Below are 16,428 nucleotides of genomic sequence, written 5' to 3'. Positions count from 1 at the left end.
GACCGACCGGCGATCGTGGCCGCTCCGCTCACTCGAGAAGCGACTCGCCGGTCATCACCGATGGCCGTGTGAGCGACATGCGTTCGAGGATCGTCGGAGCGACGTCACAGAGTGACCCCCCGCTTCGGACCGTGTGCCCGCCGTCGTCACCCGCGGGCGTACGATAGATGAACGGTACCGGATTGAACGTGTGTGCCGTGTGGGGGTCCGCCTCGGTTCCCATGTCGTCTGCGTTGCCGTGATCGGCGGTGACGACGGCGTGGCCGCCGGCGTTCGCGACGGCGTCGAGCAGCCGCGAGAGCTCCCCGTCGACCGCCTCGACCGCCTCGACGGCCGCCTCGAAGTCACCGGTGTGTCCGACCATATCCGGGTTCGCGTAGTTCACCACCACGAGGTCCGGGTCCGCGGTCTCGATCACGCGGACCGCCTCGTCGGTGACGGCTGGCGCCGACATCGCCGGCTGCTCGTCGTACGTCGGGACGTCCGGGCTCTGCACGATAGACCGCGTCTCACCCGGGAACTCGACCTCGCGGCCACCGTTGAGGAAGTACGTGACGTGCGGGTACTTCTCCGACTCGGCGATGCGGAGCTGGGTCCCGCCGGCGTCGGCGACCACCTCGCCGAGCGTGCCCTCCGGGAGCTCCGGCGGAAACGCGACCGGGAACGCGAACGTCTCGTCGTACTCGGTCATCGTCACCAGCTCGACGTCGGGCTGGTCCAGCTCGAACCCCCACGTCGGCTCCGTCTCGGTCAGCAGCCGCACGAGCTGGCGGGCGCGATCTGCGCGGAAGTTCCAGAAAATAGCCGCGTCACCGTCCACGAGCGCCGGTTCGTCCGCGACGAGCGTCGGCTCGATGAACTCGTCCGTCTCGCCGCGGGCGTGTGCGGCCTCGACGGCTGTGACCCCCGACTCGGCCACGTGGTCGGCCTCGCGCCGGACGATGGCGTCGTACGCGCGACGGGTTCGGTCCCAGTTCTCGTCGCGGTCCATCGCGTAGTACCGGCCGGTGACCGTCGCGACGGCTCCGGTCCCGCACTCGGCGGCCGTGTCGGCGACGGTCGCGAGGAACTCGTCTGCGATCGCCGGCGCGGTGTCGCGGCCGTCGGTGAACGCGTGGGTCGTCGCCGGGACGCCCGCGGCCGCGGCCGCCTCGACGAGCGCCGTGAGGTGTGAGACGTGCGAGTGGACGCCGCCGTCGCTCACGAGTCCCATGAGGTGGACGCGCCCACCGGTCGACGCGACGTGTTCGAACGCGCCGGCGATCGCGTCGTTGTCGCTGAACGACCCCGACTCGAGGGCGTCCGTGATCCGCGTGTACGCCTGCTCGACGATCCGCCCAGCGCCGATGTTCAGATGGCCGACCTCCGAGTTCCCCATCTGGCCCTCCGGGAGCCCGACGCGCCGGCCGTGTACGACGAGCGATCCGTACGCGCCATCGCGGGCGATGGCGTCGAACGTCGGGGTCGCCGCGGTCGCGACCGCGTCGCGACCCGGGTCGCGCGCCGCGGGCGGCTCCGGCGGTTCGTGTCCGGTTCGGTACTCTGAGTCGGGACCCAGGCCCCAGCCGTCGAGGATGACGAGTGCTGCGCGCATGGCTCACCGTCCCCGACGTGGGGTATTGACGCTTCTCACTGTGACCGCGGCCGCATGAGTCAATCATTTACGCACAGAAGACTAACGAGACGTTAATGGACTCCGCGGTACTGCTCGATCTCCTCGGCAACGAGAATCGGCGTCGGATCCTCCGGCTCCTCTCGCAGAAGCCCTGTTACGTCACGGAGATCTCCGAGTACCTCGGGGTGAGTCCGAAGGCCGTCATCGACCACCTTCGGAAGCTCGAGGAGGCCGGCCTGATCGAGTCGACGACCGACGACCAGCGGCGCAAGTACTTCCGTATCACCCGGAGCCTCCGGCTCGAGGTGAGCGTCTCGCCGTACGGCTTCGGCGCGAAGAGCGCGTACCCCGCGAGCAACAGCCTCGACATGTCCGGCCGCTGTCCGCACCTCTCGATCGACGATCCCGGAACCGGCGAACGCGCAGACGACATCGCCGAGCTCGCCGCCGAGTACGGTCGGCTCCGCGAACTCGACCGGGAGCTATCGGTGGCGAAACGGTGGGTCCACGGGCGCGTCGAGCAGGCGCTCGCAGAGATCGACGACCGACTCGGTACCACAGCAGACAGCCGGTTCTACGCGGCCGTCCTGACGGCGCTCGTCGAGACCGACGGAACGCTCGAGGCCGTCGCCGATGAGATCGGTGCGCCGGCGCGGGCGGTCCGCGACGCCCTCGGCCGGCTCGCCGACGTCGGCGTCGTCACACGCGAGGGCAACCGATTTCACATCCGGTGAGCCGGCGGCGCCGTCCGCCGTCTTCGGCCACCCCCGCCGCTTTCGAAAGGGCTTGAGCTGGCCCGCACCCAGACACAGCGTGTCTCAGTATCGAACCCTGTCTCTGTTCGTTGTGCTCGCCGCCGTGTGGGGGTCGGCGTTCGTCGCGATCAACGCCGGGTTAGCGTACGTTCCGCCGGTACTGTTCGCTGCGGTCCGCTACGACGTCGCCGGCGTCATCATGCTCGGCTACGCGTGGCTCGTCGCCGACGACCCCCTACCGCGCGGGCGCGACGAGTGGACCGTCGTCCTCGTCGGTGCGACGCTGATCATCGCGGCGTACCACGCGCTCTTGTTCGTCGGCGAGAGCGACCCAGCCGTGACGAGTGCAGTCGCTTCCGTCATCGTCGGTCTCTCGCCGGTGTTGACGACGGTGTTCGCGCGGGTGCTTCTCCCCGCCGAGCGACTCACCCCGCTCGGCGTCGTCGGCCTCCTCGTCGGCCTCGTCGGCGCGGTGGTGTTGGCCGCGCCGGACCCGACCAACCTGACCGCCGGCGGGACCGTCGCGAAGTTCCTCGTCCTCTGTGCTGCGACCGCCTTCGCACTCGGGTCGGTGATCACCCGCGCGCTCGACACCGACCTGGAGATCGAGACGATGGAGGCGTGGGCGATGCTCCTGGGAGCGGGACTCATGCATCTCGCTGCGGCCGCCATCGGCGAGTCGCCCGCGACGATCGCGTGGACGACGGAGGCCGTCCTCGCACTCGGCTACCTCGCGGTGGTCGCGAGCGGTGCGGGCTACCTGCTGTACTTCCGACTATTGGATCAGCTCGGTCCGATCGAGATCAACCTCGTCTCCTACGTCGCACCGGTATTCGCGGCGCTCTCGGGGTGGGTGATCCTGGGAGAGGGGATCGAACCGAACACGGTGGCCGGGTTCGTCCTCGTCTGTGCCGGCTTCGCCATCGTGAAGCGAACCGCGATTCGCACGGAGCTCCAGCGGGCTGGGCTCCTGGCGTGACCGTCGGCGTCAGTTAGTGCCGTCGCGGGCCGCCTCGCCGGCGCGTTCGTCTTTCACGCCGTCGCCGTCCGGGCCATCTGCCTCGGTCGACGCGTCGACTGCCGGCGTTCGTGCCTCGGTCCCGACGCCCACGTCGGCGTACGAGGGCTCTCGCGCACGCGAGCCGCTGCCGAAGAGCCGGTCGATGAGCCCGCGGTCGTGTCGCTTCTCGGCGAGCAGCACCGAGCAGTCGACGTCGTACAACACCTCGAGCACCAGCGACCCGCGCACGAGCCGCGAGAGCAGCCCCTTCTCTGTCGCACCGATGACGAGCAGCGTCGCCTCGCGAGCCGCCTCGGCGATGCGCGACTCGACGTCGCCGGACTCGACCACGAGCTGGGCGTCCTCGAGTCCGTTCGCCTCGGCCCACGACTCAAGGAACGCGCGGCCACGCTCGTGGTCGTCGGCGACGTGGAGCAACGTCACCGCGGCGCCGAACTCCGCGCGGAGCATCCGGGCGACGGCCGCAGAGAGCGCGGAGTCGGGCCCACCCGCGGTGGGGACGAGCACGCGCTCAGTGTCGAAGCCGCGGTCTCTGAACACGAGGAAGTCACACGGCAACGACTGTGCCAACTCGTCGATCGCCGACTCGGCCCGCCCGGGCGAGCCGTGAGCGTTCTCACCCCAGCCCATCACGGTGAGGTCTGCGCCGTACGTCCGCGCCGCGTCGAACACCTCCTCGAACACCCGGTGTGAGAGGACGACGTGGCTCTCGACGTCGACGCCGAACGTCTCGGCGTCCGCTTCCGCGCGGTCGAGTAGGTCGTGGGCGGCGTCGTAGGCGCCTCGCTCTCTCGCCGCCTCCAGGGAGGTCTGGTCCGGCACGTTCGCGATGTTGACCGCCACGACGGTGCCGTCGTGTCGCTTCGCGATCGCCGACGCCAGACTGATCAGGTGCTCTTCGGTGTGTGGGTTCGCGAGCGGCACCAGCACCCGGTAGTCGCTTTGTTCGGGTTGGACAGTTGTCGCGGCCGAGACGGCTCCGTCTGGGAGGGCTCCGGCCCGGTCGAGTATCCAGCCGCTGAGGACGCCCGCGCCTTCGACCTCGCGGCGGGCGTACACGAAGTACCACGCCAGCGCGAACGCGACCAGTCCGACCGAGAGGAGGACGATCTGCGGGCTGATGTACGCGATCAGCGCGAACGACGACACGGCACCGATGACCGGAACGACGGGGTACAACGGCACCTCAAAGTCGGGGTCGTACGCCTCCGCGCCCGACTCGCGCATCACGATCAGCGCGAGGTTGAGCAGGCCGTAGACGATGAGGTGTAACACCGAGCCGGCGGTGGCGAGCGGCTCGATGCCGCCGACGAACAGGAACCCGACGATGAGCCCGCCGGTCAACGCGATCGATCGGTACGGCGTGCCGAACCGGTCGTGGATCGCGTTGAGCCGGGGCGTCACGATCCGCTCGCGACCCATCGCGAAGTTGATTCGCGACGACGAGAGGATCGAGGCGTTCGCCGAGGAGGCCGTCGCGAGCAGCCCGCCGAACAACAACAGCCCCGCCCCGACCGCGCCGAGTGAGTAGCCGAACACCTCGTAGCCCCCGAACAGCAGCCGCGCCGCGTCGACGACGGCGGTGTCGTTGTCGGCGACCAGCTCGGTCGGCACCGCCGCGAGCAACACGACGAGGAACAGCGCGTACACGACAGTCACGATGAGCACCGAGCCGATGACCGCGAGCGGGAGGTTCCGTCCGGGGTTTTTGATCTCCTCTGCGACCGAGGTGATCTGGACGAACCCGAGGTACGAGACGAAGACGACCGCCGTCACCGGTAACACCGCACCCGGGGTTCCGGGCGGAGCAATCGGGCGAAGCGACGAGAGCTCGGCGTTCGCCAGCCCGACGACGGTGAACAGCGCGAGGATGGCGAGTAACAACAACACGATGACGATCTGGAGCCCGCCGGTCTCTTTTGCACCCGCGTAGTTCACGCCGATGAACACCAGCGCGCCGACCAGCCCGATGATCTGTGCCGCCTCGAGGGTTATCGGCCCGACGCCGACCGCAGAGAGCCCGACGAGGGCGTTGATGTACTCACCGAAGCCGTACATATAAAACGCCGAGGCGAACGCCAAGCCGAGCCAGTTCGCCCACCCCGCGACGGAGCCGAACATCGGCCCCAGCGCGTGGTTGACGTAGTAGTACGCGCCGCCGGCCTTCGGCATCGCCGTACCGAGTTCGGACGCCGAGAGCGCAGTGAACAACGCGATCACCCCACCGAGCACGAACGTTCCGGCAGCGAGCGGGCCCGCTCGAGCCACGGCGGTGCCGGGCAACACGAAGATGCCGGCCCCGATCATGGTGCCGATGCCGATCGTGAGCGCCGCGAGGAGGCTAAGGTCCTTCGCGAGCTCCTCGTCGCCGCTCACGTCGGCCTCCTCGCCGTGGCGTCTCCGGGCGTCACGACTCCGCCGGCGTCGTCGGGGGACATGTCACTGCGTCGTTCGGCAAGGGATTTAGGCGGATCGTTCGTCACCCGCGGACGTCGTCACCGACGGCGTCCACCATCCGGGACGTCCGGTCGGTTTTTGCTCGTTCGGGTCAGACGGTGGATATGACCGTCGACACCGAGACGATCACCGACCTGATCGAGACCGAGATTCCCGACGCGGTCGCGCACGTCAGCATGCCTCGAGTCCACGACCACGAGGAAGAAGACGCCCACTTCGGCGTCGTCGTCGTCTCACCGGCCTTCGCGGGCGAGTCACTCGTCGACCAGCACCAGCGCGTCTACGACGCCGTCGGCGACCACATGACGCGATCGGTACACGCACTCGAAATCAAGACGTACACCCCCGACGCGTACGCCGAACACGGTGACGGTCGGCTCACGGACGACCTCCGTGCAGCCGGGCTCGCTCCGGAGGAGTAGCGCGCCGAGTCCGGAGGCGACGAGACGCGGGCGACGCCGACCCGAAGCCAGTGGTCGCCGGCACACACCACCGTGTTTTTCCTGTCCGGGTCAGTACACGCGGTATGCAACTCGGGTTCGAAGCCGGCGCGAACGTTCCGACTGCCGTCGTCGCAGTACACCTCCTCGGTGCGGTCGTGTTCTTCGGTGTCGCGGCCGTCAGTGCGACCGACGGGTCGATAGCCGGCGTCGCCGTCAACGCACTCATCGGCGTGTTGCTTCTCGTCCTCGGTGTTGCGGCCGCGCGGATCACTGCCCGTCGGTAGGACGCCTCGGCGGGGCCGGTCGTCGCCAGCGTCGTCGCGTCCCCGATCGAACCCCCGGTCTCTGCCGGAAAACGTAGCCACATGTAGCGGAGTTGCCTCCACCAGCACACCGTGGTTTCGACGCCGTCGATCGCCGGTACCGAGTCGGGAATCGTCCGCGAGCGGTCGTTCCAGCTCTTGCTCCTCGTGAACGTGCTTCCGCCGCTCGGCACGGCTCTCCTCTCTCCAGTGCTCGGGTCGCTCGTCGAGCCGCTCGGTGCGACTGCGGCCAGCGTGGGACTCCTCATGTCGGCGTTCACCGGCCCGGCGGTCGTCGTCATCCCGATCGCCGGGGTGATCTCCGACCGGTACGGCCGTCGCCCGGTGTTGATCTTCGGACTCGTCTGGTTCGGGCTGACGGGGACGGCCATCGCCTTCGTCGACACCTTCCGCGCCGCCATCGCCTTGCGGCTGCTCCAGGGAATCGGGTTCGCCGCGCTCACGCCGATCATCATCACCAGCCTCGGTGACCTCTACGCGGGGACCAAAGAGGCGACCGCACAGGGGCTCCGGTTCACCGGCTCGGGGCTCTCACAGACCGCGTTCCCGCTCGTCGCCGGCGTCCTCGTCGGAGTCGGCTGGCGGTACCCGTTTCTGCTCTACGCGGTCGCGTTCCCCATCGCGGCGATCGTCTACCGACACCTCGAAGAACCGATGGACACGGACGCGACGACCGGCTCCGACGCCGCCCTTGACGACCAGCTGGCGGGGCTCAGACGGCTGCTCGCACACCGACGCGCGTGGACGATCGTCGTCGCCCGCGGCACCGCGAACCTCGCGTGGTTCGGCTTCCTGACGTACAACTCGATCGTGGTCGTCGACGTCCTCGGCGGGACGCCGGCACAGGCCGGGCTGCTCGCCGCGCTGGCGAGTCTCACCTATGCGCTCGCGGCGACACAGACTGGCCGAATCACGGCTCGATTCGAGTCACGACTGTACCCGCTCGTCGCGGCGAACGCGTCGATGGGCGTCGGCCTCGGAACGGTGTTTTTGGCCACGAGTCTGTCGATCGCCGCGGTCGGCGTCGTCCTCATGGGTGCCGGATTCGGCCTCGTGCTCTCGATGTATCGGAGCGTCGTGACGACGCTGGCACCGGCCGGACTGCGCGGTGGGCTCGTGAGCCTGAGCGAGGGGAGCGGCCGCGCGGCCGCGACGCTGACGCCGATCGCCATGGGCGCGGCGATCGCCGTTGCGACCGCGCAGATGGCGTTCGTTCCGGCGGTCAGGCTCGTCGGCTTGGCGACCGGTGTCGTCGGAGCCGTCGTCGGTATCGGCTGTCTCCTCGCGATGAGTCGCGCTCCGCCGATCCGCATGGCGGAGTGGGAGTCCCCGTCGTGAGCACATCGCAGCCGTGTTGTTCGCCTCTGCGTCCGCTCACGCTCGCCTCACGGCCGCGCGCGTCTCGTCGTCCGGGTCCGACTCGCCGCCACCCGCGGTACTTTGTGGGTCGGCGGCGACCCCCACGACATGCCCATCGAGTCGTCCGTCTCCGATCCGTCCGCCGTCGACGTCGCGGTGCTCGACCACGACGCACACGGCATCCCAGCCGCCGAGTACGCCGACATCCTCGACCGGCGACTCCCGGACCGCACCGTCGCGCTCGCTCGGACCGCCGCCGACCGGCGTCGGCTCCTCGCACGCGCACCCGTCGTCGCCGGCAAGCGGCTCTCCGAGTCCGACCTCGAGGACGCCCCGGCGCTCCAGCTCTTCGCGTGTAACGCCGCCGGGGTCGACCACCTCCCGCTCGACGCGCTCGACGCTCGGGGGGTCGCCGTCACGAACGCCTCCGGTGTCCACGGACCCAACATCGCCGAGCACGTCCTCGGGTGGATACTGACGTTCGTCCGCCGACTCGACGAGGGACGCCGGCGGCAGCGACGCCGCGAGTGGCGACGGTTCCAATCGTTCGCCGAGCTGGCCGGCAGCACCGTCACCGTCGTGGGACTGGGTGCGATCGGCGAGACGATCGTCTCGCGGCTCGCCGGGTTCGACGTCGAGACGATCGGGGTGCGCCACAGCCCATCCGCGGGCGGGCCGACGGACGAGGTCGTCGGCTACGACGCGCTGCTCCCGGCGCTCGTCGAGACCGACGTCCTCGTGCTCTCGTGTCCGCTCACCGAGACCACGCGCGGGTTGATCGACACGGCCGCACTCGAGGCGCTTCCGACCGACGCCATCGTCGTCAACGTCGCCCGCGGTGGCGTCGTCGACACCGACGCCCTCGTCGACGCCCTCCGGTCGAACGCGATCCACGGGGCGGCACTCGACGTCACCGATCCGGAGCCGCTTCCGGAGTCTCACCCGCTGTGGGGGTTCGAGAACGTCTTCATCACTCCTCACACCGCCGGTCACACCCCGAAGTACTTCGAGCGACGGGCGGAGATACTCGTCGCGAACCTCGAACGCGTCGCCGAGGCGGGAACGTACGACGCCCTACAGAATCAGGTCGTGTGAGCTGTGTGCGGCCGACGCCGCGCGTCCGACACACACACGAATCCGATCGGTCACACACGGTGCCCTGTCGTGTTCACCAGCCGGTCGTCCCGTCGAGCAGGTGCGCGTCGACGACCGCCTCGTCGAGTTCGATCCCTAACCCGGGTGCCTCCGGGACCTGGATGACGCCGTCGTCGATGAGGGGCTCCTCGCGGACGAGCAGATCGTCCCACCACGGCACCTCGAGCGCGTGGAACTCGAGGAGGTCGAAGTTCGGTACTGCGGCACCGAGGTGGACACACGCCATCGTCCCGACCGGGCTGCACACGTTGTGTGGCGACATCGGTATGTAGTTTTCTTCGGCGCGGTCGGCAATTCGCATCGTCTCGGTGAGCCCGCCGACCGTGGTCGGGTCGGGCGTGACGACGTCGACGCCGTGGTCGTAGATCAGGTCGGTGAGCTCGAAGACGCGGAAGCGATTCTCGCCGGTGGCCACGGGCGTGCGCGTCGCCTTCGTGACCTCCGTCTGGGCCGCCATGTTCTCCGGTGGCACGAGGTCTTCGAGCCACATCAGGTCGAACGGCTCTAACTCGTAGGCGAGCCGCTTTGCGCTCTCGACGGAGTAATCCCAGTGACAGTCGAACGCGAGGTCGATCTCGTCGCCGATCTCGTCGCGGACGGCGGCGACGATCTCGCGCTTCTCGGCGATCGCGGCGTTCGTCAGTCGACCGTTGTACGGGTCCGGGTCGTTGTCCGCGGGGAGATCGAGGTCGAACTTGAGCGCGTCGAACCCCATGTCTGTCACCCGGGCTGCCTCGGCGGCGTACGCCTCCGGTGAGTACGCCTCGGCGTCGGCGTAGGCGGTCGCGCCGTCTTCGACGGCGTACGCCTCGCCGGCGTGACAGTCACAGTAGAGCCGCACCTCGTCGCGGTACTTCGAGCCGAGCAGCTGGTAGACGGGGAGGTCGAGGATCTTCCCGGCCGCGTCCAACAGCGCGATCTCGATCCCGGAGGCGGCCGTCACGACCTTGCCGGTCGTCCCGCCGTGACCGGACATCTCCTGGAAGATGTACCGGACGAGCCGCTCGACGTCCAGTGGGTTCTCGCCGACGAGGAAGCGGTTCGTGTACTCGACGAGCTCCGGGACGCCGCCGCCGCGATACGCCTCGCCGATGCCAGTCACGCCCGCGTCCGTCTCGACTTTGATCAGGTTCCACTCGAAGTTCCCCTCGACGACGCAGGCGTCGAGGCTCGTGATCGAGACGTCGCGCGCCGGATCCCGCCGTTCGACGTGTGAGGAGTAGTCTCTCATGTCCACTCGTAGGTCGCGAGCGCGTCGGTGTCGAGCGGCACGCCGTGGCCGGGTCGGTCCGGGAGGTCGATGACGCCGTCGTCGTCGGGCCGGACCGGGTCCGCCACCACGTCGTCGAACGCCTTCACGTCCATGTCGCGGTAGAAGTACTCGACCCAGAGACCGTTCTCGATCGCCCCGAGCAACGATGCGTGGATGTTCCAGTTGTAGTGGGGCGCGATCTGCACGTCGTACGCCGCGGCGTAGTTGGCGATCTTGAGCCACTCCGTGATCCCGCCACAGACGGTGACGTCGGGCTGGAGGATCGTGGCTGCGCCCGAGTCGACCAGCCGCGCGAAGTTGTGCCGAGTTCCCTCCAACTCGCCGGTGGCGACGGGGTAGTCGATCGCGTCGTTGACCGTCGCCATCGTCTCGACGCGGTCGATCATGACCGGCTCCTCGATGAAGTAGGGGTCGTACGGGGCGAACGCCCGACAGTTTCGGAGCGCCTCCGTGCTCGACTCCCAGACGCCGTTGGCGTCGAGGAGCAGGGTACGGTCGTCGCCGATCTCGTCGCGGACGGCGGCGACACGCTCGGCCTCTTCGGCGGCCGAGAGCCGCCCGACCTTCATCTTCACCACGTCGTGACCCTCGTCAAGGTACCGCCGCATCTCACCGCGAAGCGCCTCGTGGCCCTTCTCGTCGCGGTAGTAGCCGCCGCTGGCGTACGAGGGGACCGACGTCGAGTGGCCGCCGAGCAGCCGGTGGAGCGGCTCGCCGGCGGCCTTCCCTTTCACGTCCCAGAGCGCGATGTCGACCGTCGAGATGGCGCGCAACAACAGCCCGGTCCGACCGATCTGGACGGTGCCGTCGTACATCTCGTGCCAGAGCCGTTCGGTGTCGCGTGGGTCTTCGCCCAGTAACATCGGTCGCAACAACGACTCGACGGCCTCGGCGACGAGCGGGGCCCCTTCGTACCCGAGCGAGTAGCCGACTCCCTCGTGGCCCTCGTCGGTTCTGACGTACGTGATGGCGTGATCCCGGAAGGTAAGCGTCCGGTTGGAAAAGGAGACGGGCGACTCCAACGGGAGCTTGATCGGGAACGACTCGACCGCAGTTATCTCCATACGAGAGCCGATATCCCTACTGATAAATAATTCTGTATACGGGCAACCGCCGCACGGAGCCGCCACGCGATCCCTATTTGTGGCTCCCGACCGACGCCGCACCCATGGAGTTTCCCACCCGCGGCGACGTCGACCACCTGATCGACCCGCAGCCGCTCCCGTCGTTCGTCCGCGTGCGATACGAGCCCCCGAGTGAGGCTCTCGACGCGCCCGTCGCGGTCACCCGTGAGGAGCTCGACGAGCTCGACGTCTCGACGCTCGAGCCGGGCGCGACCGTCGCCATCGGCGTCGGGAGTCGTGGCATCCACCGGATCGACGACGTCGCGGCGGCGGCCGTCGAGTGGGCGACCGACCGTGGGTTCGAGCCAATCGTGGTGCCGGCGATGGGAAGCCACGGCGGGGCGACCGCGGCTGGCCAACGGGAGGTGCTCGCCTCGCTGGGCGTGGACGAGGAACGGCTCGGCGCGCCGATCGACGCCCGGATGGACGCGGAGCAGGTCGCGACCGTGTCGGTGGGCGACACCGACGTTCCGGTGTACGTCGCGGCGGCCGCACGCGAGGCCGACGGCGTGGTCGTGGTAAACCGGGTGAAAGCCCACACCAATTTCACCGGCCCGATCGAGAGCGGGCTGGCGAAGATGACGGTCGTCGGGCTCGGCAAGCAGCGCGGCGCGAAGTCGTTCCACTCCGCCGCCATCGCTGAGGGGTACGTCGAGACGCTCTCGGCCGCACTCGAGGCGATCGAGTCGACGACCCCGTTGCTCGGCGGCCTCGCGCTGATAGAGAACTTCGACGAAGCGCTCACGCACGTCGAGGCGGTCCCGGCCGGGTCGTTTCTCGACCGAGAGCCGGCGCTGTTGCGGCGTGCGTACGACGAGATGGCGACGCTGCCGGTCGACGACGTCGACCTGCTCGTCGTCGACGAGATCGGCAAAGAGATCTCCGGTGCCGGGATGGACACCAACGTCATCGGCCGATACCGCGTGCTCAACGCGCCCGACCCGGAGACGCCGGCCATCGACCTGATCTACGTCCGCGGGCTGACCGAGGCGACGAAGGGGAACGGCAACGGGATCGGCCTCGCCGACCTCACCCGGCGGTCTGCGGTCGACGCACTCGACGTCCAGAAGACGTACGCGAACGCGCTCACGAGCGGCTCGCTCGCGAAGTCGAAGCTGCCGGTCGTCGCCCCGGACGACGAGTTCGCGCTCCGCACTGCCTGTGCCGCGTTGGGTGGGTACGACCCGGAGACGGTCCGCATCGTCTGGATCCGAAACACCGAGGACCTCGGCGAGCTTCACGTCTCTGCGGCGGTCGTCGCGGACCTCCCGCCGGCGGCCGAGGTCGTCGACGACGACGTCTCGGTCGAGTTCACCGACGGAACCGCGTCGTTCGCCCCGGAGTGAATCGCCCGTGACCGAAAGATTATCAGGGATCTCCGTGATGGTCCGCAGCATGAGTCACGAGATTCCCGGCGAGAGGTCGGGACGTGCAGAGTGGTGGCGATGAAGCCGGTCCCGTTTGACGAGGCCGAGACGTACGAGCCAGACGAGGGCTGGCGTCGGGTGTCGATGGCCGGCAGCGACCGGTTCTCCTTCGAGTGGTTCGAGAAGCCGCCGGGACACACTTCGCCGATGCACGACCACGCGAACGAGCAGGTGTGTCTTTGTTTGGCGGGCGAACTCACCGTCGTGACCCCGGACGACTCGGTCACGCTCGCGCCGAACGACTCGGTGTTGCTGGAGTCCGACGAGCCACACCGCGTCGAGAACACCGGAGAGGAGCTGGCGGTCGGCCTCGACGTCTTCGCGCCGGGCCGCTCGTTCGACTTCTGGACGGACCGCGAGGAATGAAGTACCTCGCACGCACTGCGACGGGCCGGCCGCTCCTCGGCGACGAGGACGGCTTTGTTCCGCTCTCTGCGGTCGAACCGGCGCTCGATAGCGTTCGTGCCGCGTTACCCCGCGCCGCCGCTGGCACCCTCGGTGCCGTCGAAACAGCACCGACCGCACGCGTCCCCCGCGAGGACCTCACGTTCGAGCCGCCGCTCGAGCGCTTCGGGAAGCTCTGGGGGATTGGACTGAACTACGAGGAGCACGCGGGCGACCTCGACGAGGACCGCCCGGAGGAGCCGGCGAGCTTCCTGAAGCCGTCGACGGCGCTCACCGGCCCCGGCGGTCCGATCCGACTCCCGCCGACCGCGCAGTCGGAGCGGGTGACGGCCGAGGCGGAACTCGCCGTGGTGATGGGTCGCACGTGTCGAGACGTCGAGCGCGACGCGGTCGACGACGTGGTCGCCGGGTACCTGCCGGTGATCGACATGACTGCCGAGGACGTGTTAGGGCGCAATCCGCGGTTTCTCACCCGCGCAAAGAGCTACGACACGTTCATCGTTCCAGGACCGGTCATCGCGGTGCCTGAATCACCGATGGACCTCTCGAAACTCTCGGTCCGAACGGAAATTGACGGCGTGATGAAAGCCGAAAACGTCGTCGACAACATGCTCTTTTCGCCCGCAGAGATCGTGGCGTTTCACTCCCGGGTGATGACGCTCGAGCCGGGCGACCTCTTCAGCACGGGCACGCCCGGGGCGGCACCCATCGAGCCCGGAGACCACGTCCGTGCGGTCGTCGAGTCGATCGGGTCGGTCGACGCACCGGTGACGCGATAGGACAGACGGCACCGTATTGCGGTGGCGCGCGCCTCGCGAGCCGCCGGAGGCGTGCTCGCGAGCGCGTGCGAGGGATGAGCGAGTCGCCACAGGCGACGAGCGAATCGGCTGGGGAGGGTGTGGCGGTAACTGGTGTCCGGCGGTCGCGCAGTCGTCTCGTTCACACAACCACGTCCACGAACGTATCGAATCGGCTGGGGAGGGTTGTGGCGGTAACTGGTGTCCGGCGGTCGCGTAGTCGTGTCCGTTCCACTACAACCGCCACACGCGTACTGGGGAGGGTGTGGTTGACTCGCCGGTGTCTATTCTCGCCGGTGTCCGGCCTCGCCGGTGTCTATTCTCGCCGGTGTCCGGCCTCGCCGGTGTCTATTCTCGCCGGTGTCTATCCTCGCCGGTGTCCGGTCTCGCCGGTGTCTATCCTCGCCGGTGTCCGGCCTCGCATCACCGACGTCTACGCTCCGGAGGGAAGGTTTATCAGGGACGATACTGAGGGTGCGTACGATGTACCGGGTACTCGTTCCCGTCGGAGAAGACACAGATCGCGCACTCGCGGCCGCAGAGGCGGTCACGGCGCTACCGGGTGCGAGCGAGTCGATCGACGCGCTCGTGTTGAACGTGTTCGAGGAGTTCGACGTCACCGGGGAGGCCGGCCGGGTGCGCTCTGCGGACGTCTGGGACGAGTCGAACTACCCGGAGAGCGTCGAGGCCGTCGTCGAGACGCTCTCCGACGCCGGCGTCTCCGTCTCGACGCGGCGTGAACACGGCGACGTCACCGAAGAAATCCTCGCGGCCGCAGACGAGTTCGACGCGGACGGCATCGTCATGGGCGGCCGAAAACGGAGCCCGACGGGCAAAGTCCTGTTCGGCAGCACGACCCAATCGGTGATGCTCTCGGCGTCCTGTCCCGTGACGGTGTCGCTCACCGAGTGACGCGGCGGCGACCATCCACACACGGGTGGGCTTCTCGCCGCTGTTCACGCCCGTACGTCTGATCTACTGACACGTATTCGAACGATCCGGAACGCAGCGCCCGCATCGCCACGGGATCACCATTTTGCCTGAAAGAAAGAGATACATTATTATGTATCCGGGTGAACGTCACAGTCGTACATGGCAGATACACCCGTGGACCGACGAAAGTTCCTGTACGGCACCGCAGTCGCTGGCGTGACCGGCCTCGCCGGCTGCAGTGGTGGCGGCGGATCGGGCGGCGAAAGCGAGGAGAGCAGTGACTCCGGCGGCGACAGTGGGGGCAGCGATTCGGGCAGCGACGCCGGCAGCGATTCGGGCAGCGAGGAGAGCAGCAGCGAGGAGAGCGAGAGCCTCGAGCTCCGTGTCGGGACGTCTGCTGGGGGAACCCGTGACGTTGGCCTGGCCGTAGAGCGCGCGGTAAGCCAGGAGAGCGACACGCTGAACTACTCGACCATCGAGAGTCCGGGGTACATCGGGACCATCTATCGGATGGCACAGAACCAGTTCAACGCCGGGATCACCGACAACAACTCGCTGAACAAGGCGCTCAACGACGAGGGCCAGTTCGCCGAGCAGTCGGTGTCGCGCATCCCGTACTACGGGTTCAGCGCGTTCCCGTACAGCATCTACATCATCGCCCGCGACGGCACGGACATCGAGACGTTCGACGACCTCGCCGGCAAGAACGTCTACCCCGCGGAGCCGGGTTACTCGACGCGTGGGACCACCCTCGACGTCTGGTCACAAGAGCCCACCGCGGACGTCTACGAGCAGATGAACATCCAGAATATGGGAGTCGGCGACGCGCCCGGCGCGATGGAGGAGGGAAGCATCGACGCCAGCATCGCCTACGGCACGCCCGGCGTCCGGTACACCGGCTTCGTTCAGGAGATTGCCTCCCGCGTCGACATCCACTACGTCGAGCCGACGGACGCGCTCATCGAGTCCGCGGAGTCGTTCTCGGGTGCCGGGACGACGACGACGCCCTACAGCGAGTGGGAGATGCCCCAGGACATCGGCACGGACGAGGTGTTCACCTGGGACCTCGAGGTCAACTACACGTTCAACCCCGAGGCCAACGCCGACGCCGTCTACGAGCTGTGTCGCGTCGTGAACGAGGCCAACGACGTCGTGAACGAGGGCGAGGCTCAGTTCAACGACTTCGGAGGCGCCGGCGACATGCTCGGATACGCACAAGAGAGCATCCCCGTGCACCCCGGTGCCGTGCAGTACTACGAGGACAACGGCGTCTGGGACGACAGCCTCCAGGTCGGCGAGTAACGCCCCACGGCGGGGCGGCTCAGTGGCGGCACGAGCGCC

General features: G+C 68.3%; 15 protein-coding genes. 11 read left to right on the top strand and 4 right to left on the bottom strand.

Annotation, left to right across the window (positions count from 1 at the left end; genetic code table 11):
• Window positions 1–28 precede the first annotated feature (28 nt).
• Entirely contained in the window at window positions 29–1,594 is a 1,566-nt protein-coding gene (gene gpmI / locus ACNTAO_RS04790) for a 2,3-bisphosphoglycerate-independent phosphoglycerate mutase (protein WP_435160825.1), read from the bottom strand.
• A gap of 95 nt (window positions 1,595–1,689) precedes the next feature.
• Here gpmI and ACNTAO_RS04785 point away from each other — a divergent pair, with 95 nt between their 5' ends.
• Together ACNTAO_RS04785 and ACNTAO_RS04780 are read left to right on the top strand one after the other, a co-directional pair.
• The gene (locus ACNTAO_RS04785) at window positions 1,690–2,349 is read left to right on the top strand and encodes an ArsR/SmtB family transcription factor (RefSeq protein ID WP_435160824.1); all 660 of its coding nucleotides are present in this window, start codon (window positions 1,690–1,692) and stop codon (window positions 2,347–2,349) included.
• A gap of 79 nt (window positions 2,350–2,428) precedes the next feature.
• Window positions 2,429–3,349: a DMT family transporter gene (locus ACNTAO_RS04780; RefSeq protein ID WP_435160823.1), complete on the top strand. Its 921-nt coding sequence runs from the start codon at window positions 2,429–2,431 to the stop codon at window positions 3,347–3,349.
• Between the two features lie 9 nt (window positions 3,350–3,358).
• On the opposite strand, the gene ACNTAO_RS04775 is transcribed toward ACNTAO_RS04780, so the two are convergent.
• Window positions 3,359–5,767, bottom strand: coding sequence for an amino acid permease (locus ACNTAO_RS04775; RefSeq protein ID WP_435160822.1), 2,409 nt, complete (start codon window positions 5,765–5,767; stop codon window positions 3,359–3,361).
• Between the two features lie 185 nt (window positions 5,768–5,952).
• Here ACNTAO_RS04775 and ACNTAO_RS04770 point away from each other — a divergent pair, with 185 nt between their 5' ends.
• The 4 genes from ACNTAO_RS04770 to ACNTAO_RS04755 all read left to right on the top strand — a co-directional run bounded on the left by ACNTAO_RS04770 (window position 5,953) and on the right by ACNTAO_RS04755 (window position 9,068).
• Entirely contained in the window at window positions 5,953–6,270 is a 318-nt protein-coding gene (locus ACNTAO_RS04770; protein WP_435160821.1) for a BolA family protein, read from the top strand.
• Window positions 6,271–6,374: 104 nt separating this feature from the next.
• Window positions 6,375–6,575 carry a hypothetical protein gene (locus ACNTAO_RS04765; protein ID WP_435160820.1) on the top strand — a complete coding sequence of 67 codons (201 nt, stop codon included), beginning with the start codon at window positions 6,375–6,377 and terminating at the stop codon, window positions 6,573–6,575.
• Window positions 6,576–6,686: 111 nt separating this feature from the next.
• Window positions 6,687–7,952: an MFS transporter gene (locus ACNTAO_RS04760; protein WP_435160819.1), complete on the top strand. Its 1,266-nt coding sequence runs from the start codon at window positions 6,687–6,689 to the stop codon at window positions 7,950–7,952.
• 129 nt (window positions 7,953–8,081) lie between these two features.
• A complete protein-coding gene (locus tag ACNTAO_RS04755; protein ID WP_435160818.1) occupies window positions 8,082–9,068 on the top strand; it encodes a D-2-hydroxyacid dehydrogenase in 987 nt (328 codons plus the stop codon).
• 73 nt (window positions 9,069–9,141) lie between these two features.
• Here ACNTAO_RS04755 and ACNTAO_RS04750 read toward each other — a convergent pair whose 3' ends face one another.
• Together ACNTAO_RS04750 and ACNTAO_RS04745 are read right to left on the bottom strand one after the other, a co-directional pair.
• Window positions 9,142–10,359 carry a mandelate racemase/muconate lactonizing enzyme family protein gene (locus ACNTAO_RS04750; RefSeq protein WP_435160817.1) on the bottom strand — a complete coding sequence of 406 codons (1,218 nt, stop codon included), beginning with the start codon at window positions 10,357–10,359 and terminating at the stop codon, window positions 9,142–9,144.
• Window positions 10,356–11,465: a mandelate racemase/muconate lactonizing enzyme family protein gene (locus ACNTAO_RS04745; protein ID WP_435160816.1), complete on the bottom strand. Its 1,110-nt coding sequence runs from the start codon at window positions 11,463–11,465 to the stop codon at window positions 10,356–10,358. Before ACNTAO_RS04745 ends, ACNTAO_RS04750 begins: the two co-directional genes overlap by 4 nt.
• Window positions 11,466–11,569: 104 nt before the next feature.
• Between ACNTAO_RS04745 and ACNTAO_RS04740 the strand changes: the two genes are divergently transcribed.
• The 5 genes from ACNTAO_RS04740 to ACNTAO_RS04720 all read left to right on the top strand — a co-directional run bounded on the left by ACNTAO_RS04740 (window position 11,570) and on the right by ACNTAO_RS04720 (window position 16,389).
• Entirely contained in the window at window positions 11,570–12,871 is a 1,302-nt protein-coding gene (locus ACNTAO_RS04740) for a nickel pincer cofactor-dependent isomerase, group 22 (protein ID WP_435160815.1), read from the top strand.
• A gap of 99 nt (window positions 12,872–12,970) precedes the next feature.
• Window positions 12,971–13,318 carry a cupin domain-containing protein gene (locus ACNTAO_RS04735; protein ID WP_435160814.1) on the top strand — a complete coding sequence of 116 codons (348 nt, stop codon included), beginning with the start codon at window positions 12,971–12,973 and terminating at the stop codon, window positions 13,316–13,318.
• Window positions 13,315–14,136, top strand: a complete 822-nt coding sequence (locus ACNTAO_RS04730; protein ID WP_435160813.1) for a fumarylacetoacetate hydrolase family protein — start codon at window positions 13,315–13,317, stop codon at window positions 14,134–14,136. Before ACNTAO_RS04735 ends, ACNTAO_RS04730 begins: the two co-directional genes overlap by 4 nt.
• Before the next feature lie 501 nt (window positions 14,137–14,637).
• Entirely contained in the window at window positions 14,638–15,066 is a 429-nt protein-coding gene (locus ACNTAO_RS04725; protein ID WP_435160812.1) for a universal stress protein, read from the top strand.
• Between the two features lie 180 nt (window positions 15,067–15,246).
• Window positions 15,247–16,389, top strand: a complete 1,143-nt coding sequence (locus ACNTAO_RS04720; protein WP_435160811.1) for a TAXI family TRAP transporter solute-binding subunit — start codon at window positions 15,247–15,249, stop codon at window positions 16,387–16,389.
• Window positions 16,390–16,428: the final 39 nt, after the last annotated feature.

Source organism: Halorubrum zhoui (assembly GCF_051194155.1).
In the GTDB taxonomy this organism is placed as follows: domain Archaea; phylum Halobacteriota; class Halobacteria; order Halobacteriales; family Haloferacaceae; genus Halorubrum.
The sequence above is the reverse complement of the archived record's forward strand: the minus strand, read 5'-3'. Positions and strand labels throughout refer to the sequence as shown.

What these genes read in the sequence shown, in the direction of transcription:
- gpmI (WP_435160825.1), bottom strand. Translation starts at nt 1,594, where the DNA reads ATGCGCGCAGCACTCGTCATCCTCGACGGCTGGGGCCTGGGTCCCGAC.
- ACNTAO_RS04785 (WP_435160824.1), top strand. Translation starts at nt 1,690, where the DNA reads ATGGACTCCGCGGTACTGCTCGATCTCCTCGGCAACGAGAATCGGCGT.
- ACNTAO_RS04770 (WP_435160821.1), top strand. Translation starts at nt 5,953, where the DNA reads ATGACCGTCGACACCGAGACGATCACCGACCTGATCGAGACCGAGATT.
- ACNTAO_RS04765 (WP_435160820.1), top strand. Translation starts at nt 6,375, where the DNA reads ATGCAACTCGGGTTCGAAGCCGGCGCGAACGTTCCGACTGCCGTCGTC.
- ACNTAO_RS04755 (WP_435160818.1), top strand. Translation starts at nt 8,082, where the DNA reads ATGCCCATCGAGTCGTCCGTCTCCGATCCGTCCGCCGTCGACGTCGCG.
- ACNTAO_RS04750 (WP_435160817.1), bottom strand. Translation starts at nt 10,359, where the DNA reads ATGAGAGACTACTCCTCACACGTCGAACGGCGGGATCCGGCGCGCGAC.
- ACNTAO_RS04745 (WP_435160816.1), bottom strand. Translation starts at nt 11,465, where the DNA reads ATGGAGATAACTGCGGTCGAGTCGTTCCCGATCAAGCTCCCGTTGGAG.
- ACNTAO_RS04740 (WP_435160815.1), top strand. Translation starts at nt 11,570, where the DNA reads ATGGAGTTTCCCACCCGCGGCGACGTCGACCACCTGATCGACCCGCAG.
- ACNTAO_RS04735 (WP_435160814.1), top strand. Translation starts at nt 12,971, where the DNA reads ATGAAGCCGGTCCCGTTTGACGAGGCCGAGACGTACGAGCCAGACGAG.
- ACNTAO_RS04730 (WP_435160813.1), top strand. Translation starts at nt 13,315, where the DNA reads ATGAAGTACCTCGCACGCACTGCGACGGGCCGGCCGCTCCTCGGCGAC.
- ACNTAO_RS04725 (WP_435160812.1), top strand. Translation starts at nt 14,638, where the DNA reads ATGTACCGGGTACTCGTTCCCGTCGGAGAAGACACAGATCGCGCACTC.
- ACNTAO_RS04720 (WP_435160811.1), top strand. Translation starts at nt 15,247, where the DNA reads ATGGCAGATACACCCGTGGACCGACGAAAGTTCCTGTACGGCACCGCA.